Annotated in this window: 21 protein-coding genes; 10 read left to right on the forward strand and 11 right to left on the reverse strand. The window is 67.2% G+C overall.

All coding sequences use genetic code 11. The annotated features are described in order from the left end of the window. Positions 1–67: 67 nt before the first annotated feature. A complete protein-coding gene (locus ASD42_RS27320; protein WP_056821883.1) occupies positions 68–655 on the reverse strand; it encodes a TetR/AcrR family transcriptional regulator in 588 nt (195 codons plus the stop codon). A gap of 161 nt (positions 656–816) precedes the next feature. Here ASD42_RS27320 and ASD42_RS27325 point away from each other — a divergent pair, with 161 nt between their 5' ends. Further along, a complete protein-coding gene (locus ASD42_RS27325) occupies positions 817–1,875 on the forward strand; it encodes an oxidoreductase (RefSeq protein ID WP_442938676.1) in 1,059 nt (352 codons plus the stop codon). Between the two features lie 52 nt (positions 1,876–1,927). On the opposite strand, the gene ASD42_RS27330 is transcribed toward ASD42_RS27325, so the two are convergent. Next, positions 1,928–2,956: a phosphotransferase family protein gene (locus tag ASD42_RS27330; RefSeq protein WP_056821679.1), complete on the reverse strand. Its 1,029-nt coding sequence runs from the start codon at positions 2,954–2,956 to the stop codon at positions 1,928–1,930. Continuing rightward, positions 2,956–4,071, reverse strand: a complete 1,116-nt coding sequence (locus tag ASD42_RS27335; RefSeq protein WP_056821681.1) for a hypothetical protein — start codon at positions 4,069–4,071, stop codon at positions 2,956–2,958. The genes ASD42_RS27330 and ASD42_RS27335 overlap by 1 nt, the downstream gene beginning before the upstream one ends. A 126-nt stretch (positions 4,072–4,197) precedes the next feature. Between ASD42_RS27335 and ASD42_RS27340 the strand changes: the two genes are divergently transcribed. Genes ASD42_RS27340 through ASD42_RS27350 form a run of 3 tightly spaced genes read left to right on the forward strand, consistent with a single transcriptional unit; the run spans position 4,198 to position 6,967 of the window. Further along, positions 4,198–4,806 (forward strand): TetR/AcrR family transcriptional regulator, encoded by a 609-nt coding sequence (locus ASD42_RS27340; RefSeq protein WP_056821683.1) that lies wholly within the window; start codon positions 4,198–4,200, stop codon positions 4,804–4,806. After that, the gene (locus ASD42_RS27345; RefSeq protein ID WP_056821685.1) at positions 4,803–6,353 is read left to right on the forward strand and encodes an LVIVD repeat-containing protein; all 1,551 of its coding nucleotides are present in this window, start codon (positions 4,803–4,805) and stop codon (positions 6,351–6,353) included. The genes ASD42_RS27340 and ASD42_RS27345 overlap by 4 nt, the downstream gene beginning before the upstream one ends. Next, positions 6,350–6,967: a DUF305 domain-containing protein gene (locus ASD42_RS27350; protein WP_056821687.1), complete on the forward strand. Its 618-nt coding sequence runs from the start codon at positions 6,350–6,352 to the stop codon at positions 6,965–6,967. The genes ASD42_RS27345 and ASD42_RS27350 overlap by 4 nt, the downstream gene beginning before the upstream one ends. On the opposite strand, the gene ASD42_RS27355 is transcribed toward ASD42_RS27350, so the two are convergent. Continuing rightward, positions 6,957–8,240: a helix-turn-helix domain-containing protein gene (locus ASD42_RS27355; RefSeq protein WP_056821690.1), complete on the reverse strand. Its 1,284-nt coding sequence runs from the start codon at positions 8,238–8,240 to the stop codon at positions 6,957–6,959. The two genes, ASD42_RS27350 and ASD42_RS27355, sit on opposite strands and share 11 nt — an antisense overlap. A gap of 144 nt (positions 8,241–8,384) precedes the next feature. Here ASD42_RS27355 and ASD42_RS27360 point away from each other — a divergent pair, with 144 nt between their 5' ends. From ASD42_RS27360 to ASD42_RS27370, 3 genes are read left to right on the forward strand one after another with little or no spacing between them, the layout of a single operon-like run. After that, positions 8,385–9,395, forward strand: a complete 1,011-nt coding sequence (locus ASD42_RS27360) for a poly(ethylene terephthalate) hydrolase family protein (protein ID WP_162256241.1) — start codon at positions 8,385–8,387, stop codon at positions 9,393–9,395. Positions 9,396–9,417: 22 nt separating this feature from the next. Continuing rightward, on the forward strand, positions 9,418–11,802 hold the full coding sequence (locus ASD42_RS27365) for a beta-glucosidase family protein (RefSeq protein WP_056821693.1): 2,385 nt from the start codon (positions 9,418–9,420) through the stop codon (positions 11,800–11,802). Between the two features lie 51 nt (positions 11,803–11,853). Continuing rightward, positions 11,854–13,473 carry an MFS transporter gene (locus ASD42_RS27370; protein ID WP_056821694.1) on the forward strand — a complete coding sequence of 540 codons (1,620 nt, stop codon included), beginning with the start codon at positions 11,854–11,856 and terminating at the stop codon, positions 13,471–13,473. Between the two features lie 39 nt (positions 13,474–13,512). Here the strand turns inward: ASD42_RS27370 and ASD42_RS27375 are convergent, their stop codons facing one another. The 3 genes from ASD42_RS27375 to ASD42_RS27385 are packed head-to-tail and all read right to left on the reverse strand — an operon-like array spanning position 13,513 to position 16,516. Next, on the reverse strand, positions 13,513–14,136 hold the full coding sequence (locus ASD42_RS27375) for a DUF4203 domain-containing protein (protein ID WP_056821696.1): 624 nt from the start codon (positions 14,134–14,136) through the stop codon (positions 13,513–13,515). Positions 14,137–14,164: 28 nt separating this feature from the next. After that, a complete protein-coding gene (locus ASD42_RS27380; RefSeq protein ID WP_056821698.1) occupies positions 14,165–15,847 on the reverse strand; it encodes a SulP family inorganic anion transporter in 1,683 nt (560 codons plus the stop codon). 12 nt (positions 15,848–15,859) lie between these two features. Then, positions 15,860–16,516, reverse strand: a complete 657-nt coding sequence (locus ASD42_RS27385) for a GAP family protein (protein WP_056821700.1) — start codon at positions 16,514–16,516, stop codon at positions 15,860–15,862. Between the two features lie 121 nt (positions 16,517–16,637). Between ASD42_RS27385 and ASD42_RS27390 the strand changes: the two genes are divergently transcribed. Together ASD42_RS27390 and ASD42_RS27395 are read left to right on the forward strand one after the other, a co-directional pair. Further along, positions 16,638–17,060: a DUF6325 family protein gene (locus ASD42_RS27390; protein ID WP_056821702.1), complete on the forward strand. Its 423-nt coding sequence runs from the start codon at positions 16,638–16,640 to the stop codon at positions 17,058–17,060. Positions 17,061–17,072: 12 nt separating this feature from the next. Then, the gene (locus tag ASD42_RS27395; RefSeq protein WP_056821705.1) at positions 17,073–17,366 is read left to right on the forward strand and encodes an SHOCT domain-containing protein; all 294 of its coding nucleotides are present in this window, start codon (positions 17,073–17,075) and stop codon (positions 17,364–17,366) included. 56 nt (positions 17,367–17,422) lie between these two features. Here ASD42_RS27395 and ASD42_RS27400 read toward each other — a convergent pair whose 3' ends face one another. Together ASD42_RS27400 and ASD42_RS27405 are read right to left on the reverse strand one after the other, a co-directional pair. Beyond that, a complete protein-coding gene (locus ASD42_RS27400; RefSeq protein ID WP_056821706.1) occupies positions 17,423–18,388 on the reverse strand; it encodes a DUF389 domain-containing protein in 966 nt (321 codons plus the stop codon). 217 nt (positions 18,389–18,605) lie between these two features. After that, complete coding sequence (locus tag ASD42_RS27405) at positions 18,606–18,983, reverse strand: SHOCT domain-containing protein (protein WP_056821708.1); 378 nt, start codon at positions 18,981–18,983, stop codon at positions 18,606–18,608. 186 nt (positions 18,984–19,169) lie between these two features. Between ASD42_RS27405 and ASD42_RS27410 the strand changes: the two genes are divergently transcribed. Then, positions 19,170–19,622 (forward strand): DUF7144 family membrane protein, encoded by a 453-nt coding sequence (locus ASD42_RS27410; RefSeq protein ID WP_056821710.1) that lies wholly within the window; start codon positions 19,170–19,172, stop codon positions 19,620–19,622. On the opposite strand, the gene ASD42_RS27415 is transcribed toward ASD42_RS27410, so the two are convergent. After that, positions 19,603–19,992, reverse strand: a complete 390-nt coding sequence (locus ASD42_RS27415; protein ID WP_056821712.1) for a nuclear transport factor 2 family protein — start codon at positions 19,990–19,992, stop codon at positions 19,603–19,605. The two genes, ASD42_RS27410 and ASD42_RS27415, sit on opposite strands and share 20 nt — an antisense overlap. A gap of 109 nt (positions 19,993–20,101) precedes the next feature. Next, positions 20,102–21,907 (reverse strand): alkyl/aryl-sulfatase, encoded by a 1,806-nt coding sequence (locus ASD42_RS27420; protein ID WP_056821886.1) that lies wholly within the window; start codon positions 21,905–21,907, stop codon positions 20,102–20,104. Between the last annotated feature and the right edge of the window lie 215 nt (positions 21,908–22,122).

The raw sequence follows: 22,122 nt of genomic DNA on the forward strand, positions 1-22,122 counted from the left end.
GACTCACAATTACATACTAACATGTAACGTTATTGGAATGTGGTCCGAGTCACGACGATCGGCCGTCTCAGCGCCCTGTGGACGCCAAGACGTACAGCGCGTCGGCCAGTCGGGCAACGAAGGCGTCACCCTCCTCGCCGCCACGGAGCAGGGCGTGGAATGTCGTGGCGCCCGAGAGGATCTCGAAGATCAGGTCCGCATCGGCGCCGGGTGCGATCCGACCGTCATCGACCGCACTACCGAGCAACTCGGCGAAGGCCTTGCGCACGGGAGCGCCGATCGCGAGCAACCGGCCGCGCGCTTCCTCGGTCTGCGAATCGGCGAGCAGGCCGGGCACTCCCGCGCGGGCGGCCGGGCTTTCGGCGCGAGCGAGGAAGATGCGCACCCAGGTCGCCAGATCGGCCCTGAGGTCGCCGGTCGGCTCGGGCAGCGCGTGCCCGCCGGGGCCGTGAATGGCCTCTTCGAGCAGCGCTTGACGCGTCGGCCACCGGCGATAGATGGCGGGGGTGTTGACCCCGGCACGCTTGGCGATCGCGACGACCGTCGCCGCCGGGTAACCGACTTCGGCGAGCAACTGCCTGGCGGCGATGAGTACCGCGAGGTCCTTGTCGGCGTCGCGGGGCCTGCCGGGGCGGGGCGAAGTTTCCGAGGGCATCATTACATAATAACCTGTTACATAATTCACCGAGATGCCGCTCAACGGGCCTGCCGGTTGCCCGTGGCCGACAACGCTGGGAGCGTGGGCGCATGACCACCGCCGACGTCCTGTTCGATCCCTTGCTCATCGGGCCGTTGGCATTGCCGAACCGCATCGTCATGTCGCCGATGACCCGCCAGCACTCCCCCGGCGGCACACCGGGCGAGGAGGTCGCCGCGTACTACCGCAGGCGTGCCGAAGGCGGGACGGGCCTGATCATCACCGAAGGCGTCGCGATCGATCATCCGATGGCGGTCGACAGCACGAAAGTGCCTCGGCTACACGGCGAATCAGCCCTGTCCGGGTGGCGCCGCGTGGTCGATGGCGTGCACGAAGCGGGCGGCAGGATCGTGCCGCAGCTGTGGCACGTCGGCCCGCTGTGGGGCGCGATGGCCCGCGTGGACCCGGCGCTCACACCCCTGCGCCCGTCGGGTCTGTGGGGTCGGGTCGGGCGCACGACGTACTCGCAGCGCTACCTGTCGACGGTGACCACACCGACCGCTCCCATGACCGAAGACGACATCGAGGACGTGATCGCCGCCTACGTGCGCTCGGCCCGCAACGCGATCGCGGTCGGTTTCGACGGCATCGCCATCCACGCGGGCCACGGCTATCTGCTCGACGCGTTCGTCTGGGAGGCCACCAACCAACGCACCGACCACTGGGGCGGCGACCTGGGCAGACGCGTCAACTTCCCGGTCGAGGTCGTGCGCGCGATCCGCCGGGAAATAGGCCCGCGACTGCCGATCTTCTACCGCTTCTCCCAACACAAACAGCAGGATTACAGCGCACGCATCGCCGAGAACCCCGACGAACTCGGCGTGATCCTCACCGCGCTGCGGGACGCCGGCGTCGATGTATTCGACGCCAGCAGCAGGTATTTCGACCGACCGGCCTTCGCCGGGAGCGAACTGACCCTGGCTGGCTGGGCGAAGAAGCTGACCGGCGCGCACAGCATGGCCGTCGGCAGCGTCGGACTGAGCACGTCTTTGCACGAGCGAGACATTTCCGAACCGGCCGCACTCGACGGTCTCTACCGACGGCTGGCCGACGCCGAATTCGACCTGGTCGCGATCGGTCGTCTGCATCTCGCCGAGCCCGCGATCGCCCGCATCCTGCGCACCGGCGCTCCCCTGCCCACCTTCGACCCAGATCGTCACCAACGCGTGCTCACCTGACCAGCCGCTCGAATACGGATCGCACCGATCCGTATTCGAGTCGGCACCTGTCCTATTCGTCGCCGAGCAACTGCTCGACCCGCTGTGTGCAGAATGCGGTGATGTCGATCTCCGACGGCAGGTTCAAACGATGGGCCATGCGCAGCAACGGAATACTGAGCAGCACCGCGGCCAGGACCTCGTTGTAGCGCAGGTTGCGGATCTTCATGCCGCTGCGTTCCTCGTACCGGGCGATCGACTCCTCGCGGGTGGGAGTACCCGCGAGTCGTTCGGTTCCCTGGAATTCCGAGCACGCCCAGTCCAGGAACAACATCCAGGCGAGGTCCGCCTCGTGGTCGCCGATGTAGGCGATCTCCCAGTCGAGCACGCCTGATACGCGGAACTCTGTGTCGTAGAGGATGTTCGACATCCGGGCGTCGCCCCAGCAGAGGGTGACGTGTTCGGGTTCGTAGAGGTTGGCGCGCAACCATTCGACAGCCCGACGCAGCGCGGGCGGCTGCGTGGTGGTGGCCCAGGCCAACGCCGAATCGACGTAACCGATCATCTGCTCCAGCGGTGCCGCGCCGAACTTCGGGAAGGACAGGAAGTCCAAGTTCAGGTTGCGCCAGTCGAGTTGGTGGATCTCGGCGATCGTGTCGACGCAGCCCCACCACATCTTGGCGCGATCGGCGGGATCGGCGTCGAAGTACAGACCGGCCGAGTGATAAGAGGGCAGGTCACCGGGCGCCGAGCCGTCGATGCGGTCCATCACGAAATACGGACTACCGAGCTTCGCGTCGTCGCGGTCGAGCCAGCGCACCGAGGGAACGGCGATCGGGGTCTCGGCCAGGCGGCGCATGACCAGGACCTGTCGCAGCAGGTCGTAGTCGGGGAACAGCGCCACCTCGGGCGGGCGACGCAGCACCAGCGAGACCGGCTCGGCGTCGGCGCGTTCGAGGTCGAACAGGAAGGTCTCGGTGGCGAGACCGCGCGGGCTGGCCGACCAGTTCGTCACCCGCGCGGACTCGGCGTCGGGAAAACCACTGCGCAGCACGGGGACGACAGCGTTCGGCAGATCTTCCGAGGAGGGGCGAGTGGTCATCAGTACCCCTCGTACCCGTAGCGGGCATTGCGGCCCATGAACACCATCTCGACCAGGCCATAGCCGACCTTGCCGTCGCTGGACTCGACCTTGACGAAGGTCTCGGTGAGCATGCTCACCGGGCGCAGTTCGGCGGTGTCGGAGAGATCCACGGTGAAGCCGTCGCTGAAGGACTCGCCCTTCCAGATCCCCGACGCGTAGCCGCGATACATGTCGTATCCGGCCAGGCCGGGCCAGAAATCGTGCAGTGCGGTGACCGAGTAAGTGCGCTCACTGCCGTCGGCGGCGTCGACGGTGAACGAGCCCTCCGACACGATCCGGAAGTCGTCGCGGAACTTCAGATCGTGGGTCACGCTGACGATCGGCACGGTCGGCACGTCCGCCTCGATCGGCCGCTGGATCGACCCCTCGAAGTGCCAGCGCTGCCCGTCGGCGGTCTCACGCTGGGCGAAGTGGACCAACTCGTCGTCGAACTGGAAGATGCCCATGAAGTACAGCACGCCGTCGGGGATCTCCGAGGGCTGCAGGCCGCCGCCCTCGCCGAGGCTGCCGCCACCGCCACCGTGGCGCGTGCCCCACGAGTGGTCGCGTCCGAACCACCACGTGCTCGGGTCGATCTCGATGCGTTCGCCGTCGACCTCGAGCCAACCGGAGATCTTGCCGTTCTGGTAGTAGCGGCGGGCGTCCTCACGGACCCGGCCACGGGTGCGAAAGAAGGCGGGTTCCTGCTCGTAGGCGGGGAACTGGCCGGCGAAGTTCAGTTCGAGGCGCAGGCCGTGATCGTTGTCGCCGAGGGTCGCGCGCACGCCGCGCAGCGGCTCGGTGATCTCGTAGCGGTAGGGGCCGATCTGCCAGGCGCCCAGGTCGTCGTACTTGCCGCTGATCTCGCGCGAGAGCCGCGCCACGTGCGCGGTGCCGTCGATGGTGACCATCGCGTAGGCATCCATCACATTGCGGTTGGGGTAGCGCGCCATGCCGGTCATGACGCTGACCCGGCCGGTGGTGTCGAAGCCGTAGAGCACGATGCGCTCGGTCCAGCGCAGATCGCTCTGGACGACGTGGTCGAACGTCGTCGGCAATTGGTGGCAGAGCAGCTCGTCCTGGGGAGTCAACATGGGCCATTCCTTCGAGAGTGGGGGTAGAACACGTTTCAAGTTAGCTAATTCGAATACACCATGAAGCGTTTTTAATAAGATCCGATTCTCGGCTACGCTCTGCCGACGCCTACAGAGGAGTGAACGGTGAGTGAACGTCGCGAGACCCGACCGGGACCGGGCCGCCCTCGTGACCCGAACCTGGATGATCAGGTGCTGCGCGCCACCCAGGAATTGCTGGTGGAGCAAGGTTTCCAGGCCACGACCATCCAGGGAGTCGCGCGGCGGGCCGGGGTGGTCGCCACCTCGATCTACCGCCGGTGGCCCAACAAGATCCACCTCGTCGAGGACGCGATCTTCGCCCTCGAGACCGGCGTCGTCCCGCAGCCGACGGGCGATATCGGCGCGGATCTGCTCGGGTGGACCAAGCTCTTCTTCGCCGCGGCCACCCATCCAGCGGCTCGGTCGGGCATCCCCGGCCTGCTCTCGGCCTACCACGACGACGAGGCGAGCTACCGCAGGCTGCGCGAACGCGGTGAGGGCTTGGCCCGGGTCGGGCTGCGCGCCACCATCGACGCGGCGATCGAGTCCGGCCAGGCCTCCCCCGACTGCGATCCCGACCTGATCTTCGAATTTCTGCGCGGCACAACGCTGCTGCGCGCCCTCACGCGCGGCGACGAGGACGGCGAGCAGTTCTGCCGCCAGACCGCCGCGGCCCTGGTCACCCTGGCCACTCACCACGAAAGTGCGAAATGAGAACTCCGTTCCGCCACCTGTTGATCGCTACCGCGGCGGTGCTGCTGGTGCCCTCCGCGATCGGCCTCGCCCAGTCCGACTCCGTAGGAGTCGTCCTGGAAGACCGCGCCCTCGCCGATACCGCCGTCGCCCGCGCGAGCTGCGCGGACGGCTCCCTGCCCGAACCCGGCCTCCAGGGCGATGTGCCCGCCGCCGACCGTGACAGCGGCCGCAGCACCCAGGGTTACCGCTGCAACATCAACCGCATCGGCGGCTACGCGGGCCGCGGCGCGGGAATCACCTCGACGCAGTTCGATCACTGCGTCTACCTCGGCAGCTTCTTCCCCGGCAACCTGCTCGGTCCGGCGCAGGGCGTGCAGGTGATCGACGTCGCCGATCCGGCGAACCCGGTGCTCACCGCCACCCTCACCGAACCGGCGATGCTGGCGGGTACCTGGGAGAGCCTCAAGGTCAACGCCGCGCGAAAGCTGCTGGTCGGCACCGGAGCTCCCGCGTTCACCGGCGCCGGACTGATCTCGATCTATGACATCTCCGACTGCGCGCACCCACGCCTGCTCAACCCGGGACCCGGCACCGACGTGAGCCTGCCGGTCCCGATCACCGCCCACGAAGGCGGCTTCTCCCCCGACGGCCGCACCTACTGGGCATCGGGCGTCATCCCCGGCATCGTCAGCGCCGTCGACCTGACCGACCCGGCCGACCCCCGCGTGATCTGGCAGGGCATGCCCGGCCAGTCCATGCACGGGATGGGTTTGCGCGCCGACGGCAACCGGATGTATCTGGCCAACAATATGGGCGGGTTGACCATCCTCGACACCTCCGCGGTGCAGCGCCGCGACCTTGATCCGCAGGTGCCGATCATCTCCCAGCTGACCTGGACCGACGGCTGGGCGACCCAGCAGAACGTCCCCGTCACCTACAACGGCGTGCCCCATCTGTTCACCACCGACGAGGCAGGTTCGGGCGGCGTCAAACTGATCGACATCTCCGACGACACGCATCCGCGCGTGGTGAACTCGATCAAGCTGGAGATCAACCTGCAGCAGCACCGCGACACCGCGCTCGCCTCCGGGATGGGCGGGTCGCTGTTCGCCTACGACGCCCACTACTGCTCCGCCGACCGCGCGGTGAACCCCACCGCGCTGGCGTGCGGCTGGATCTCCTCCGGCGTCCGGATCTTCGACGTGCGCGACCCGTTGAAGGTGCGCGAGATCGCCTACTACAACCCACCGGCGCGCACCGGCCAGAACGCCGACCTGTGGAACTCCCCGCACGCGCTCGCCTCGATCATCGGCCTGCCGCTGCTCAGCGCGCCGTCGGTGATGCAGGCCGTCGAGGCGGGCGTCCTCGATCCCGAGCAGGCACTGAGTTCGCGCACCGGCGACGTGGCCTTCGGCGACCTCTCCACCGACTGGTGCTTCTCCGCACCCGAGTGGCGCGGCAATCAGCTGTGGACCACCTGCGCCGACAACGGGTTGCTGACCTTGGAGTTGTCCCCCGAGGTGTACACCCCGCCCGCCGATCAGCGGTCGACGGTCGGCTCATGAGCCGGCGGGTGCTGCTCGGCGTCGCGGGTGCGGCGACGGTATTGCTGCTGCTGGTGGTCGGGGCGGCCATCCGACCGCTCTTCTTCTCCGAAACTGCCACTGTCACAACAGTTTTGACGCCCACCGAGATCGGCTTCGTGCAGGACATGACCGGTCACCATCAGCAGGCGCTCGTCCTGGTCGAGCGCCTTGCCGCCGATGTCGATCCCACCGTGCGGCGGCTGGCCGACCAGATCGCCGATGCCCAGCGCCTCGAGATCGGCATGATGCTCGGCTGGCTCCGGTTGGCCGCGGCGACCCCGACCAACCCGCACCCGATGTCGTGGATGCCCACCGGTCACCACGGCGCCGCAGCCACGACCATGCCCGGTATGGCCACTCGCGCCGACCTCGACGCCCTGGCTGTGGCTCACGGCGCAGAGGCCGAAGCGATGTTTCTGCGCTTGATGTATCGCCACCACCAGGGCGGCGTCGCCATGGCCCAGTCGTTCGACGAGCTGTCCACCGGTGGGCCGGTCGAACAGGCGGCCCGCGACATGATCAGCACACAGAGCCAGGAATCCGGGATCATCGGGATGCTGATCTCCCAGCGCGGCGTGACCGCTACGGGCTGAGCGTCTGCCGACTGTCGTGGGCGAACTCGGGATGCGCGACCAGCTCACGAATGGCGGTGCGGACCTCGCCGACCGCCGAGACCGCGGCGAATTCGGTCGACTCGTGCCGAAAATCCAACAGCCGTGCGGCCGTGCGGCCCACCGGTCGTCGACCGCACAGCGACAAGGCGAGACCGACCTGGTCGACAGCGAGTTCGGGCTCGCCGAGCATCAGCTGTAGGCGTGCCGAGGAGATCGCGGCCGTCGCCGGTGTCACGAAATCCTGCGACAGTGGCGTGTGCATCTCGCCGAAGGCGAGACGAGCCAGGTCGGGGCGGGTAGCGATGAGGTGACGGTAGCTGTTGCCGAGCAGCCGCCACTGCTGCCCTGGCCCTGGCCAGTCCCGGCGCGGTCCGAGGATCATGCCGACGGTGGCCGCGGTGAGGCTCCGGTCGGCGACGCTGTCACCGGCGACAGTCTCCGCCGCTTCACAACGGCATTCCACCGCGACGACGATCGCGCGCTGGAACGCGGCATGTTCGCCCAGGATGCCGTGCGCGTAGGCCTCCAACTCGGCGAGGGCGACCCGCAGCAGTGGCGTCGCCGTCCGGCGCGCCACGTACTGCGCGAGCTGGGCCACTTCCAGTGCTTCCGCGGGCCTCCCGCTGTCGAGCAACTGCCAGGTCGACTCGGTGAGGATCGCAGCGGTCAGCACCGTGTCGCGCGCCGCGTGGGCCAGTCGCGCGGCGGCGACCGAGTACCGACGCGCTGCGGTGATGTCCTCCACGTCCCAACTCATGGCGGCCGCGATATCGGCCAGCTCCGCACCGACTCGCAGGGCACGTCCGTGCCTGCTCGGGTCCGAAAGCTGCTGCAACCTGGGTAGATTCGCGGCCAACCAGGCCGTGACGACCTGGCGCGGCGCCTGCCCGTCGGCCCATTGCCTGCCACGCGCCCAGATCGCCAACTGCTCGGCGTCGGCCAGCTCTGTCGCCGCGAAGGTCGGGTGATCGGTCCTCGGGTGCGCGACCGGCGGCAGCAGCAGCGAGGACAGTTGTCTGGGCAGATCGTCGAGTTCGTTGACCGATTCGACGGTGAGCCGGTCGAGCAGGTGATCGAGCGGAGTGGCCAGCGCCGATTCGTAGGCGACCACGTGCTCGGCGCGCACGACCCGGGCCCCGGTCTCCAGCTGGCCCAGATACGGCTTCGAATAATTCGTGCGCGCGGCCATGCCCTGCAGGCTGATCCCCGCAGCCGTTCGTGCGACACGCAGCGCCGAGCCGACCTCGCTCATGCGAGGTCCGCGACAATGCGGATCGACTCGTTCATCATTTCGAGAATACGTTGCCGTTATTCCCCGCGTGGGGTGTCTGCAAACAGTCTGCAAGACGGCGCGGCATGCCGTGCACCGCGGCCGGTCTCCCTATCGTCCGAGATCGTGAGCAATAAAACCGTCTTGTCCGGTCGGCGCCCGCGCGATGGCGCCCGGGCCGCGCTGATCTCCATCGCACTGCTCGTCCTCGCGGCGACGGCGGTGACACCAGCGCAGGGGGCGCCGTCCTATCAACCCGCCGCGCAGGTCGAAGCCACCTATTACGCGCCGGGCCCCTGGGCGGTGGCCGAGCGGACCGGTATCGACTGCTGCACGTCGACCGGCGACAGCTACGACATCTGGTACCCGGCCGACCTCCGCCCTGGCGTCACCCACCCGGTCATCACCTGGGGCAACGGCACCATGGCTCACCCCCGTGAGTACGCCTATCTGCTGTCACACCTCGCGTCGTGGGGCTTCATCGTCATCGCCGCCGACCGCACCGACACCGGAACCGGCGTGCAGATGCTCGACGCCGTGCGCTACCTCGCCGCGCAGAACAGTGACCCGAGCAGCATCTTCCACGGCAAGGTCGACACCGACTCGGTCGGTGCGATGGGTCATTCGCAAGGTGGGCTCGGCGCGCTGAACGCGCTCGCCCGCGGCGCGGGAGTGGTCGACACCGCCGTGACCCTCGAGATGCCGCTGGCCGCGGTCTGTTCGTCGCTGCCGCCGGTCGACGGCCAGAGCACCTGTGTCGACACCAGCGCGATCACCTCGGGCTCGGTGCTGCTGGTCAACGGTTCGGCCGACGGCATCTCGCCGGGGACCCAACCACTGCCAGCCGAGCTGATCGGCCTGCAATCGATGCAGGCGTACTACGACGCCCTGCCCGCGAACGTGCCCAAGGCCCGCGCCGCATTGGTCGGCGCCCAGCACAACGACATCCAGGGCCAGCCCGACTGCACCAATTACAGCTGCACCGAAGGCGTCTACCGCTACCTCGGCTATTCGGCAGCGTGGTTCCGTGGCCAATTGCGCGACGATCCGGCCGCCCATGACGCATTCGTCGCAGGTACCGGCGAATTCCTGCACAACCCGCACTGGTCAGAGCAAGCCAGCACCCTCACTCACTGATCGACGAAAGGCTGCGTATTTCATGGAAGACCGCATCAAGGAACTACTCGCCGAGCTGGACCTGGAGGGCAAGCTGCGCCTGATCTCAGGCGCAGGGCTGTTCCGGATGGCCGGTGATCCGGCGATCGGACTTGCCGAGATGCCGGTGTCCGACGGCCCCTCCGGGGTGCGTGGCGAGAACTGGGACGAGCGAGATCCCTCGGTCAGTCTCCCTTCCGGCACCGCGGTCGCCGCGACCTGGGATCCCGAACTCCTCACCGAGATCGGCGCGCTCATCGCCGCCGAAGCGCGTCGCAAAGATGTCTACGCGGTCCTCGGCCCGACAATGAACCTGCATCGTTCGCCGTTGGGCGGCAGGCATTTCGAATGCTTCTCCGAGGATCCGCTGCTCACCGCCGAGATGGCCGCGGCCTACGTGCGATCGGTGCAGGCGCACGGGGTCAGCGCGTGTCCGAAGCACTACGTGGCCAACGACTCCGAGACCGACCGCTTCACCGTCGACGTGCGGGTCAGCGACCGCGCACTGCGCGAGCTGTACCTCTACCCGTTCGAGCGCACCGTCGAAGCGGGCGCGTGGATGCTCATGGACGCCTACAACTCGGTCAACGGCACCACCATGACCGAGAACCCCCTGCTCGACGAACCACTCAAAGGCACATGGGGATTCGACGGTGTCGTCGTCTCGGACTGGACCGCCATCCGCAGCACCGAGAGCGCGGCCAACGGCACCGACCTGTGTATGCCGGGACCGTGGCACCTGTGGGGCGACCCGCTGGCCGAGAAGGTCCGGTCCGGCGAGATCGCCGAATCCGTGATCGACGACAAGGTCCGTCGCATCCTGCGTTTCGCGCACCGCGTCGGCGCGCTCGACGGAACACCTGAGCCCACACCGGCTTTCAGTGACGCAGCAGCACAGGAGCTGGTTCGCCGGGTCGCCGCCGAGGCGATGGTCCTGGTGCGCAACGACGGAATCCTGCCGCTCGCGCCGGAGACCACCGTCGCCCTGCTCGGCCCGTCGGCGGGCGAACCCCGGTTCCTCGGTGGCGGCAGTGTCACCGTCATTCCAGGCCACACCACGACGCCGGTCGAAGGTCTCACCGGCCGACTTCCGCTGACGCACACCGCGGGCGTGCACCTGTCCGAAGCACTGATCCCCGCCCCGCTCGCCATCATGACCGACCCCGTAACCGGCGAGTCCGGCTTGTCTGCCCGCTATTTCAAGGACGAGACCGAGCTCGGCACCCAGCACCGCACCACGAGCCGACTGGTACTGCTCGGCGATGAGCTCGCGGCGCAGTCGAACACGATCGAACTGCACACGCGCCTGCGCGCCGACATGGCCGGGGAATGGCAGATCGGTTTCGGCGGGGTCGGCCACATCCGGCTCGACCTCGACGGCGAAACCGTGCTCGACGAGAACATGGTGCTCGACGGTGGCGACCCGGCCGCCGCACTGCTCAACCCGCCGCAGCGCCACGTCACGCGCACATTCGCCGTCGGCGACGAGGTCGATGTCCGCGTGGTGACCAGCATCGAGGAAGCGATGCCGGGCCTCGGCATCATTCTCGGCGCGACGCTCGGTATCCGCCGTCCCCAGCGTGCCGACGACGAGGAGTTCGCGGCCGCGGTCGCCCAGGCCGCGGCGGCCGACGTGGCCGTTGTCGTGGTCGGCACCACCGAGCAGATCGAGAGCGAGGGCGTCGACCGCACCTCCCTGCGGTTGCCCGGCCGCCAGGACGAGTTGGTCTCGGCGATCGCCGCCGCGAACCCTCGCACGGTGGTCGTGGTGAATTCCGGTGCGCCGGTGGAGATGCCGTGGCGCGACGATGTGGCCGCCGTGCTGCTCGCCTGGTTCCCCGGCCAGGAGTTCGGCGCCGCGTTGGCCGATGTCCTCACCGGCACAGTCGAACCCGGTGGCCGTCTGCCGACCACCTGGCCCAAGACCATGGCCGAGGTCCCCGTGCTCGACACCACCCCCGTCGACGGCGTGCTCGACTACACCGAGGGCATCCACATCGGCTACCGCGCCTGGTTGAAAGCGGGCATCGAGCCGGCCTACCCGTTCGGGCACGGCCTCGGCTACACCACCTGGGAGACCAGCGACCTCACGGTCGAAGGCCGAAACGTCACACTGACGGTGACCAACACCGGCGACCGACCAGGCAAACATGTTGTGCAGGTGTATCTCTCGCGTCCCGACAGCAGCATCGATCGTCCCGTCCGATGGCTCGCCGGCTTCACCGCCGTCAGCCTCGCGCCCGGCGAAACCCGCACGGTCGCTGTCACAGTGCCCGCTCGCGCCTTCCAGCACTGGGGCGAGCACGGCTGGGCGAGCGAACCGGGCGAATTCATCGTCCGGGCAGGCACTTCCGTCACCGACCTTGCCCACACCGCCTACATCTACTAACCGTCCTGATCCACCATCTCGAACGCAGTTCCCGAACAACGGAGCGTGGCCATGTCCACCAGTACCATCAAACCGGATAGCAATGACACCCCGGAGAACAACGACACCGGAAGACTCGAAGGCGCTTCGCGCGCGAGGATCTTCACGGTCCTAGCCGTGATCGTGCTCTTCTCCGAGATCGCCCCGATGCAGTACACGATCGTCGCGGCGGCACTACAGAAGATCGCGCCGAGCTTCCCCGGCGTCGGGGCCAACATCAACTGGGCCATCATCGTTTTCGGTTTGATCGGCGCGGCCGCGTCTCCGTTGATCGGCAAGATGAGTGATGTCTGGGGCAAGAAGCGGATGTTCCTCATCTGCGGCGCCCTGTTCGTCATCGGCTGTGTTCTCGACGCGACCACCTCCAACTGGGGTGTGTTCCTGTTCGGTCGCTGTCTGCAGGCCACCGCCATCGCGACCGCGGTGATCGCCTACGGTCTCATCCGAGATCTGATGCCGCGCAAGATGGTTCCGCTCGCTCTCGGACTCACCGCGACCGGCTTCGGCGTCGCCTCCATCGCGGGCCCGCTGCTCGGCGGCTACCTGGTCGACAACCACAGCTGGCGTGCCATCTTCTGGGTACTGGGGGCGTTCACTGTGGTGATGTTGCCGCTGGTGTGGTTCATCGTGCCCGAGTCCAAGCTGCGGGTCACCGAGCGCATCGACATCGTCGGCGCCGCACTGCTCGCCGGTGGCGCCGCACTCACCTTGATCTACGTCGACAAGGGCCACGACTGGGGTTGGTCGAAGCCGACCACGCTGGCCTGGCTGATCGCGGGTCTCGTGCTGCTCGTGTTGTTCGTCGTCGTCGAGAAGCGGGCCACCACACCGATCATGGACATGAAGCTGCTGTTCCATCCCCGCGTGGCGCTGGTGCTGGCCGGTGCGCTCTTCGCGTCTCTGCAGATCGGCATCGTGTCCTACGCCATCGCCTACATGTCCCAGACGCCGCCCGAGTCCACGGTCGTCGCCGGTGTCCAGCAGGGCACCCTCGCCCAGATCCAGCAGCTGACGGGTCAGGCGCTACCGATCGAGGCCGTGCAGGTGACCCTCGATCCCGGCTACACCTACGGCAGCGGATACACCCTGCTCGAGTTCGCCGTCCGGATCGCACTGCTCGGTTCGGTGATCACGATGCTGTTCGGCGCGGTAGCGGGCCTGCTGGCCAGGCGAATCGGTGCCCGGTTGCCGCTCGTCGCGGCACTGGTCATCTTCGCCGCCGCGGCCGTCGCGTTCGCGGTCCTGCCGCTGACCGCCACCAACTTCCTGATCGTGAACTCGATCTTCAGCATCGGCTTCGGCATGTACTACGCCTGTATGCCGATCCTGTTGGTGGAGGCGGTTCCGCAGGAACAGCAGGGCGTCAGCATGGGCATGCTCGGCGTGATGCAGTCCATGGGTGTCGCGATCGGTCTCGCGATCGTCACCGCGTTCCTGCACAGCAACGGCATGACCGCTCTGGTGAGCGTCGGTGGCCAGGCCCAACCGCCCACTCCGCTGCCCGACCTGTTCGGTGACCGCGGCTACCAACTGGGCTTCTGGGTCTGCGCGGCGGCCTCGGCCGTCGCCCTCACCTTCGCCCTGGTGATGAAGCACGGCCGCACCCCGGCCACGGGCGGCACCGCCCACTGACCCGGAACCGACCAGCCGGTGGTGTCGACCGCCGGCTGGTCACTTCGTTGGCCAGCCGCCGTTGCGGTCACTCATGTCCGGCTCGTCGTCGTCACCGACCAGGTGCTGGATGCCGAGCTGCTCGGCGAACAGATGGCGCTGGGTGATCCAGCCGAGGATCGACAGACCCACCCAGGCCAGGGTGGCGGTGACCTGCTGCCAGCCCGGCTCGGGGTCGCGCAGGAACGACAGCGACTCGCTGAACTGCGCGACACCGGTGCACACCATGCTCGCGCCGCCGATCGAGGTCAACCACAGCAGTGCGCGAGCCCGGAACTTCTGCGCCAGGAACGCGCCCGACACGCCCACCGCGAGCGCGACGATCATGCTCAAGGCGACGTTCTTGTCGCCGGGCTGCAACACCGTCGCCAGCTTGGTACCGATCATCACGCCGGTGAGACCGCCGATGAAATAGGCGGCGAAATGGAACACCAACGAGGTGACCGCCCAGACCGACACCGCGCCGATCAGTCCGGCCAGCAACAGCCACCAGAAGTTCGCGTTGAACAGGTCGGCGATCAGCCAGCCGAGACCGAACCCGATCGCGAGCAGGCCCAGGTGGACCGAGCGAATCCCGTAGAAGCACAACAGCGCTCCGACGAGGGCGACCAGAATGCCGTTCATCTGCGTTCCTTTCGACGGGCGAGCACGATCACGACCCGGCCAGTGCGGCGGTCGCGGCGGCGACGGTGGGATAGATCGGGACCGGAACGTCACCGTGCTCGGCCGAGCCGAGCGCGTCACCGAACTGGGCGATCGGTCGCGCGATGGCGAACCTGATGCGCCGGGAGGCCAGCGTGTCCCGCAAGGCGAGCAGCATCGTCGCGGCGGTCACGTCGACCGACGGCGAGGTCTCGGCATCGAGGACGACCATGCGCGTACGGTCGGTGCACAGCCCTTCGATCCGGTCCTTCACATAGTCGGAGTTGGCGAAGAACAAGCCGGACTCGACCCGAACGACCAGCACATCGGGGCGCGTCGCCGCGTCCGGGTGCCGGTCGGCGGCGACCCACAATGACCCTTCCTTGCCGAGCTCGACCACATGCGGTTGCGAGGCCCGATACACCAGCAGCACGATCGCCGCGCCGATGCCGATGAGTAGGCCCGGCAGCGTATCGAAGACCAGCACACCCAGCATCGCGGCCATCGCGGCGAGGAAGTCGGCGCGCGCCGCTGTGCCGTAGATGCTGGCGAGCATGTGGGTCCAGACCCGATAGAGGCGGCGCAGGGCGGCGATGTCGACCAGCTCGATGACGGCCGCGATCACGACCGCCGCCAACGTGGCCTCCGGCAGGTTCTCGAAGAGCCCGGTCAGAAACAGCAGGGTCACAACGGTGAGCCCGGCCACGACGAGCCCGCTGAGCTGAGTCTTCGCCCCGGCGCCACCGTTGACCGCCGTCTTGGACAAGCTGCCGTTGACGACCATCCCGGAACTGAACCCCGAACCGAGATTGGCGAGACCCAGCCCGAGCAGCTCCCGATTCGCGTCGATGGGGTAACCGGCTTTGGCCGCATAGGTTTTCGCGGCGCCGAGGCCCTCGGCGAAGCCGATCAACAACACCCCGACGGCTGGTCCGAGCAGGTCGAGGCAGTCGCCGAAGGACACCCCGGACGGCATGCCGAGCGTGGGCAGTCCCGCATCGATATGGCCGACGATCGCGACACCCTTGTCTTCGAGTCCGAACACCGCCACGGCAGCGATGCCGACCAGCACCGCCACCAGCGCACCGGGGACGAACGGCAGCCACCGGCGCAGCGCGAAAACCAGCGCGAGGCTGATCAGGCCGACCGTCACCGTGCGCCACTGGAGGTGACCCAGCTCGGTGAGGACGCCCCACGCCTGCGTGAAGAAGTTGCCGTCGTGTTTGGGGACGCCGAGCAACTTCGGCACCTGCCCGATGATGATGACAAGGGCGAGCCCGACGATGAAGCCCTTGAGCACCGGTTCGGAGATGAACGCGGCGATGAAGCCGAGCCGGACGAGACCGGCGAGCAGACCGACGATGCCGGTCGCGATGGCCAGCGCGGCCGTCAGCGCGATGTAGCGGCCGCTGTCGGCGCCCGCGAGCGGCGTGATGACGGCGGCCGACAGTGCCGCGGTCGCCGACATCGGGCCGACGACCAGGTGCCGCGAACTGCCTGCCAGCGCGTAGAGCACCAGCGACGGCACCGCCGCGTACAAGCCGACCACAGGCGGCACCCCGGCGATCGAGGCGTAGGCCAAAGCCTCGGGAACAAGAACCGCCCACACGGTGAGACCGGCGATCACATCGGGACGCAGCCAAGCCCGCCGGTAGCCGTGCAGTGACTCGAACGCCGGTATCGACAGCGCCACGGTTCCTCCTCGCTACAGCCCGCCGATGCCCTTACCGAGGACCACCGCGCCCATGATCAGCAGCACGATCGCCATCACCGCATGGTTGTTGAGCTGCAACCACTCCCGCAGACTGTCGAGCATCGGACCGAGTTTGTCGGCCGCGAGCATGTACCCGAGGACCACCGCCAAGACGGTGACCGAGGCGAGCAGGGTGAACACCACGATCGCGACCAGGTCGCCCCCCGCGCTCAGCCCGCCTGCCCCGATCGCGACGCCCGCCGATACACACAGCAGCAGATTCTTCGGGTTGACGCCCGACAGCAGCGCTCCCAGCCCCAGCGCCTTCACCGGCGTGAGCGTGTCGATCGCCTTCATCCAGCCGGGCACCTCGGTCTGCGACCGTTCCTGCCACTGGATCACCGCCAGGACCACCAGCGCGACGCCGAGAATGATCTTCACGATCGAGGCCCCCCTCGACGGTTCGCTGTCCGAGCCGCCCAACGTCCCGGCGAGCAAGGTCATCACGCCGGTCACGACGAGGATTCCGGCCACCCACCCCACGGCGAAGCCCTTCGCCGCACCGCCCGCGTTCTTCGACAGGATCATCAGGATGGCCGCGATGATCGGGATCGGCGAGACCGCGACACCCACCGCCAGTGGCAACAGACCGCCGATTACTGAGCCCATGCCACGACGCTAAGCCCGCCGTTCCCGACACGCCTCACACCTTCCGGGTGAACTGCGCACCCCTGTTTTCATCCGAATCGGGTGAAGCAGCCACAGACCCGCCGACGGCATGATTCGGCCCATGGGATCACCAGCAACGCTCGGACCGGTCGAATTCCTTGTGCTCACCTTTCCCGGCACCGCGATCGACGAATCCGTCTCGGCGGCACTGGCCGAGGTCGTCACGAAGGGCACGGTCACCCTGCTCGACCTGGTCGTGCTGTCCATGGACGCCGCGGGCACCGTCACCGAACGCGAGATCGACGACGACATCTCCGAGGTGGGTCTGACGGGTCTGACCGCGGCCGACATCGACCTCGTCAGCGACGACGACCTCGACGTCGTCCGCGCGTCGATGGAACCGGGAACGACCGCTGTCATCGTGGTTTTCGAGGAGACGTGGGCTCGGCGCCTGGCTGGCGCGGTCCGCGCGGCCGACGGCGAGGTCGCGCTGCATGTACAGGTACCGCGCGATGCCGTCGACGCCGTGCTCGCCCTCACCTAGGAAGGAACCGCTATGCCACTTCGGAGGGGTCGCGTCGGGCGACCAGGACTACTCGGCACCGTCGCGAGGACGGCCGTCGTCGCGGGTACCGCCACCGCGACCTCGAACGCGGTGAATCGCCGGGGTGCGCGGCGCGCCGCCGAACAGCAGGCACCGCCACCACCACAACAGGCTCCCCCACCGCCCGCTGCTGCGAGCGCGGGCCAGGACACCGTCGCCCAGCTCGGACAATTGGCCGAACTGCACTCCTCCGGGGCGCTGTCGGATGCCGAATTCGCCGCCGCGAAGGCCAAACTGCTCAGCTGAGCGCCCAACCGACGATGCCCCCACCGACCGGTGGGGGCATCGTTGTGTGCACTCGGTTACTGCACCCGACCACCGACCGTGTGGATGATGACAACCCTCGGATCCCACGGAACGAGGTTGTTCACCGCCTGCTGCAACTCCGCGCGCGGCGGCAACTGCTGAGGTCCGAGTATCGAGACCGTCGCGGTGCCACCTTGCAGGGTGACGTCGGTGACCTGCGCGTCCGGTGCGTCGCCCAGCCAGAGGACGGCCGCGTCGGCGATCTGACCGGCCCACAACGAGGACAGCGAATTGAGCACCATCGGAATCGCCACCACCACAAGGGCCACGCCGAGCGCCAGATACGCCTTGCCGCGGCGCACAGTCGCCGGATCCGCGTCATCGGCGTACCCGGCGATGAGAAGCACGATCGTCGAGGTGATGATCATCGCGACCACGTTGGACGCGAACAGCACGAACGCACCACCGGCGAGTGCGGGCGCGTGCGAACCCAGACACACCCCGACCACCCCGAGGGGCGGGACCAGCGAAATCGCGATCGCCACGCCGGGCAGCACGTCGCCCACGTCACGACGAGCGATCGCGATAGCCGCGACGAGGCCGGTCGCTATCGCGGCGGTCAGATCCATCAGCGCCGGCGAGGTCCGGCCGACCACCTGCGGGTTGGACAGAACATTGACGGGATTGGGCAGAAACTGCGCGAAGAGGAACCCGAGCGCGACCACAACGACGATCCCCGACACGACCAGCAACAGGCTCCGGCCGAGCAACGGCGCACGACCGGTCACCACCCCCAACGCGACACCGAGGATCGGTATCGACAGCGGCGCGACGATCATCGCGCCGATCACCGTCGCGGTGGAATTGCCGATCACGCCCGAGATCGCGATCACCGCCGACATCACCAGCATGATCCAGAACGCCGACCGCTTCGAGTCGACCTGGCCCACCGACAGATCCAGCTTGTCGGTCAGCTCATCCAACGATCGGCGTTGCTCCTGGGGGACCAGAAAACTCAGCATGACGGTCCTTTCCGGCTAGGCGGCCGGTACCGACTCGCCGAGAACGCTTGTCGCCGGGGAGAATTCGATGTGAGGGCCGCCGATCGCGCCCGGAATCCCGGCGACCACATCGGCTTTCGTCATGTGCTCCGTCGTGAGCAAGTGGGTTCGGGATCGTCGGCCGCGATGCTGGTCGAGGCATCCCGCTGGCTGGTCATCAGCTGCGGCGCTGCGGATTTCAGCCGAGGGCTTTGGCCTTGAGTTGCTGGAATTCCGCATCGGTGATGGCGCCGGCGTCGAGCAACTTCTTCCCGTCGGCGATCTGAGCGGCGGAATTGGTGCCCGCGGTCTGCCTGATGTATTCGTCGGCCTCCGTGCGGGCCTGCTTGTGCGCTTCGGCGGTCCGTTCCGCCATACCGGCGCCGCGGAAGATCAGATACAACAGTCCGGTGATCAGCGGGAGCAGGATCAAACACACCACCCACACCGCCTTCAGCCAGCCCGAGGTCGACCGATCACGGAAAAGATCGGTGAGGATGTAAAAGAACAACATCAGGTAGGCGACAAAGCAGAAGCTGACAATGATGACCCAGAGAACGTCCCACACCGACGACATATTCGACCCTCACTTCTGTGAGCGTGACCACCGGCCGGTGGTCACGGTTCCATCCATGCCGCCATCGTCGCGAAGAACCCCGGTCGCACACATCATCCGATTCGGGTGAATCCGTCCTGGCCGCCGCGCGGGTTCACCCGGAACGGGGGATTCGGATCGTCGTCGTCGGCCCCTAACGTCGACACCATGACCATCACCTCGTATCCCGTCCGCCAAGTTTTCGCGGCCGGCATCACCATGCTCGCGGTGATCTTGCTCCTGGTGGCGGGCATTCTGAGCATCGTGCGTGGCATCGCCGGCGTCACCAAGGACGAAATATTTCTGATACCGAGCGAGTACAGCTACCAGCTCGACGTCAGCAACTGGGGCTGGATCCACCTGTCGCTCGGCATACTCCTCGTGGCCGTCGCCATCGGGATGATGCTGACCGCGACCTGGGCCCGAATCTTCGCCTACTGCCTGGCCGCCCTCTCGATCATCGCCAATTTCTTGTCCCTGCCGTACTACCCGTGGTGGTCGGTGATCATCATCGCCATCGACCTCACCGTCATCTGGGCCGTCGCAACCTGGAACCCCGACCGAAGTCTGAGTGTCGAGTCGACGCCGGCAGCCGACCTCGCTACTTCTTCGTGGCGGTGATCTGGGTCAGCAGGCAGCGCCATCGGCCATCGGTGTGCAGGAAGGCATCGGTGGTCCATTCGTCGGCGTCGAATCGAATGCCTTGGTAGTGAGCGGTATTGGTGATTCGGGTCGTCAGCAGGACGAGTTCGCCGTGATAGCGGATCCTCGGCTCGCCGACGCGCTGCATCGCCGAATGCGTGAGATCGCCCGATCGGACGAACGCCAGGAACTGTTCGGCGGTGGTGATGCCGTTCTCGGAGACCATGATCCACTCGTCGGCCATATACGAACCGATCCGGTCCGCGTCGTTGGCGACGATCGCCACCTGCCACTCGTCGAGCACGGCCAGGAGTTCGTCGTCTACCGCGTACCCAGGGGAAGTTGTCATATGGCAACGCTATGACCGAGTGCCGTCGCCGGTCTTGGACGAATGGAACGAACTACCGGCCCGGGCGATGCGGCAGCGCCCAGTTTCGGCGCGGCCGCATCGCCGCAGGTCACGGTGTGACGACCGCGAAGTTCGGGTCGGGGGTATCGAGCAGACCGAACAGTCGCTGCAGGACGCCGGGGTCGCCGCTGTGGTCGATCCCGTCCAGGCCCTTACCCGCGAGGATCCCGAGCAGTTGCGCCTTGGTGAGCGTCAGCGTGAGATCGATGTCGGCCTTCGACCGCGGATCGGGAGTCTGGATCAGGACGCCATTGGACAGGGTGAGGCGCACGACGGAGTCCTGGTCGGTGAAGTGCCATTCGATCCGGAACGAATCCTTCGCCGCGCGCGGACCGTTCACCCGGATGGCGATCGAGTCGAACAGCTGCTCCACCGACAGTGCCGCCGCCATCCCGCCGCCGAGGTCGAGCTCGGTCCGCTGGACTCCGTCGCGCAATTCGTTGTGGCCGGTGAGGTAGAAGCAGCGCCAGGTGGCATTCTCCGCACCGAATCCGAGCTGTTGATAGGTCTGGGCGAGTGCGTCTTTCGCGGCCTTGTTGTTCGGTTCGGCGAAAACGGCGTGGGTGAGAAGTTCGGCGGCGAAGCGCAGGTCGCCGGCGTCGGCGTAGGCCCTGCCCTTCTCGATCACCGCATCGATGCCGCCGATGGTCTCGACATAGCGGACCGCCTTGGCCGTGCGCGGGTGCTCCCAGAGCGAGGTCGGGTTCCCGTCGAACCAGCCGAGATAGCGCTGGTAGACCGCCTTGACGTTGTGGCTCACCGACCCGTAATAACCACGGGCGCTCCACGCATCGGCCAGGGCAGGCGACAATTCGAACTCTTCGGCGATCTCCGGGCCGTTGAGTCCCACGTTCATCATCCGCAAGGTCTGGTCGTGCAGGTACATGTACAGATCGCGCTGCAGCGACAGGAATCCCATGATGTTGTCGGCGCCCCAGGTAGGCCAGTGGTGCGAGGCGAACGCGACATCGGCGTCGACGGCGAACATCTCCATCGCCTCGTCGATGTAGCGCGACCAGATCCGCGGATCACGCACCTGGGCGCCGCGCAGGGTCAGCAGGTTGTGCAGGTTGTGGGTCGCGTTCTCCGCGAGGCACAGCGCGCGGTGGCGGGGGAAATAGAAGTTCATCTCCGCGGGTGCCTCGGTGCCCGGCGTCATCTGGAAGACGATCGGGACGCCGTCGACGGTCTCCTGCTGTCCGGTATGGGTGATGTCGACGGTGGGCGGGATCAGACCGACGGTGCCGTGGGAGGTTTGGATACCCAGCCCGGTGCCGCACTGGCCCTCGGGTCCGGACGTCATCCCGAGGCCGTACATGTAGGTGCCGCGCCGTGTCATCGCGACGCCCGCGTAGACGTTCTCCGAGACGGCCTCCGCCATGAAACCGGCGGGAGCGAGAACCGGGACCTCGCCACGACCGTCGGGCAGCACGCCGTCGACGCCACCGAAGTGGTCGGCGTGGGAGTGGGTGTAGATGACGCCGGTCACCGGCCGGTCACCGCGCTCCTGGCGATACAACGCCAGCCCGGCTGCCGCGCACTCGGCCGAGATGAGCGGATCGATCACGATCACGCCGGTATCGCCCTCGACGAGGGTCATGTTGGAGATGTCGAAGCCGCGGATCTGGTAGATGCCCTCCACGACCTCGAACAGCCCGTTCTTCACGCAGAGCTGGGCCTGCCGGAACAAACTCGGGTCGACCGTCTCCGGACACGGCCCGTCGAGGAAACCGTACCCACTGGTATCGAAGACGACCGTGCCGTCGGCCTTGCTGATCCGCATGGGCGTCAGGGTCTTGATGAACCCGCGATCGGCATTCTCGAAATCGGTGCGATCGTCATAATCCAATGCCATCGTGCATCCGCTCCTCAGCTCGGTCGACGCGTCCACTCGATGCTCGGCACCCACGGCGCCCTCCGCATCACCCCACACGGGTGAACTCGGCGCCGGTGAGGTCGACCGATGGGGATGCCCGCTGAGGAGGGCATCGCAGCCAGACGTCGACCGACATGCTGGTCAGCTGCGTGATCGCCCCGGCCATCCGGGGTTTACGCAGCTGACCGGCAGTG

The organism is Nocardia sp. Root136 (assembly GCF_001427185.1).
GTDB lineage: Bacteria > Actinomycetota > Actinomycetes > Mycobacteriales > Mycobacteriaceae > Nocardia > Nocardia salmonicida.

What these genes read in the sequence shown, in the direction of transcription:
- ASD42_RS27320 (WP_056821883.1), bottom strand. Translation starts at nt 655, where the DNA reads ATGCCCTCGGAAACTTCGCCCCGCCCCGGCAGGCCCCGCGACGCCGAC.
- ASD42_RS27325 (WP_442938676.1), top strand. Translation starts at nt 817, where the DNA reads ATGTCGCCGATGACCCGCCAGCACTCCCCCGGCGGCACACCGGGCGAG.
- ASD42_RS27330 (WP_056821679.1), bottom strand. Translation starts at nt 2,956, where the DNA reads ATGACCACTCGCCCCTCCTCGGAAGATCTGCCGAACGCTGTCGTCCCC.
- ASD42_RS27335 (WP_056821681.1), bottom strand. Translation starts at nt 4,071, where the DNA reads ATGTTGACTCCCCAGGACGAGCTGCTCTGCCACCAATTGCCGACGACG.
- ASD42_RS27345 (WP_056821685.1), top strand. Translation starts at nt 4,803, where the DNA reads ATGAGAACTCCGTTCCGCCACCTGTTGATCGCTACCGCGGCGGTGCTG.
- ASD42_RS27350 (WP_056821687.1), top strand. Translation starts at nt 6,350, where the DNA reads ATGAGCCGGCGGGTGCTGCTCGGCGTCGCGGGTGCGGCGACGGTATTG.
- ASD42_RS27355 (WP_056821690.1), bottom strand. Translation starts at nt 8,240, where the DNA reads ATGAGCGAGGTCGGCTCGGCGCTGCGTGTCGCACGAACGGCTGCGGGG.
- ASD42_RS27365 (WP_056821693.1), top strand. Translation starts at nt 9,418, where the DNA reads ATGGAAGACCGCATCAAGGAACTACTCGCCGAGCTGGACCTGGAGGGC.
- ASD42_RS27370 (WP_056821694.1), top strand. Translation starts at nt 11,854, where the DNA reads ATGTCCACCAGTACCATCAAACCGGATAGCAATGACACCCCGGAGAAC.
- ASD42_RS27375 (WP_056821696.1), bottom strand. Translation starts at nt 14,136, where the DNA reads ATGAACGGCATTCTGGTCGCCCTCGTCGGAGCGCTGTTGTGCTTCTAC.
- ASD42_RS27385 (WP_056821700.1), bottom strand. Translation starts at nt 16,516, where the DNA reads ATGGGCTCAGTAATCGGCGGTCTGTTGCCACTGGCGGTGGGTGTCGCG.
- ASD42_RS27390 (WP_056821702.1), top strand. Translation starts at nt 16,638, where the DNA reads ATGGGATCACCAGCAACGCTCGGACCGGTCGAATTCCTTGTGCTCACC.
- ASD42_RS27395 (WP_056821705.1), top strand. Translation starts at nt 17,073, where the DNA reads ATGCCACTTCGGAGGGGTCGCGTCGGGCGACCAGGACTACTCGGCACC.
- ASD42_RS27400 (WP_056821706.1), bottom strand. Translation starts at nt 18,388, where the DNA reads ATGCTGAGTTTTCTGGTCCCCCAGGAGCAACGCCGATCGTTGGATGAG.
- ASD42_RS27405 (WP_056821708.1), bottom strand. Translation starts at nt 18,983, where the DNA reads ATGTCGTCGGTGTGGGACGTTCTCTGGGTCATCATTGTCAGCTTCTGC.
- ASD42_RS27410 (WP_056821710.1), top strand. Translation starts at nt 19,170, where the DNA reads ATGACCATCACCTCGTATCCCGTCCGCCAAGTTTTCGCGGCCGGCATC.
- ASD42_RS27415 (WP_056821712.1), bottom strand. Translation starts at nt 19,992, where the DNA reads ATGACAACTTCCCCTGGGTACGCGGTAGACGACGAACTCCTGGCCGTG.
- ASD42_RS27420 (WP_056821886.1), bottom strand. Translation starts at nt 21,907, where the DNA reads ATGGCATTGGATTATGACGATCGCACCGATTTCGAGAATGCCGATCGC.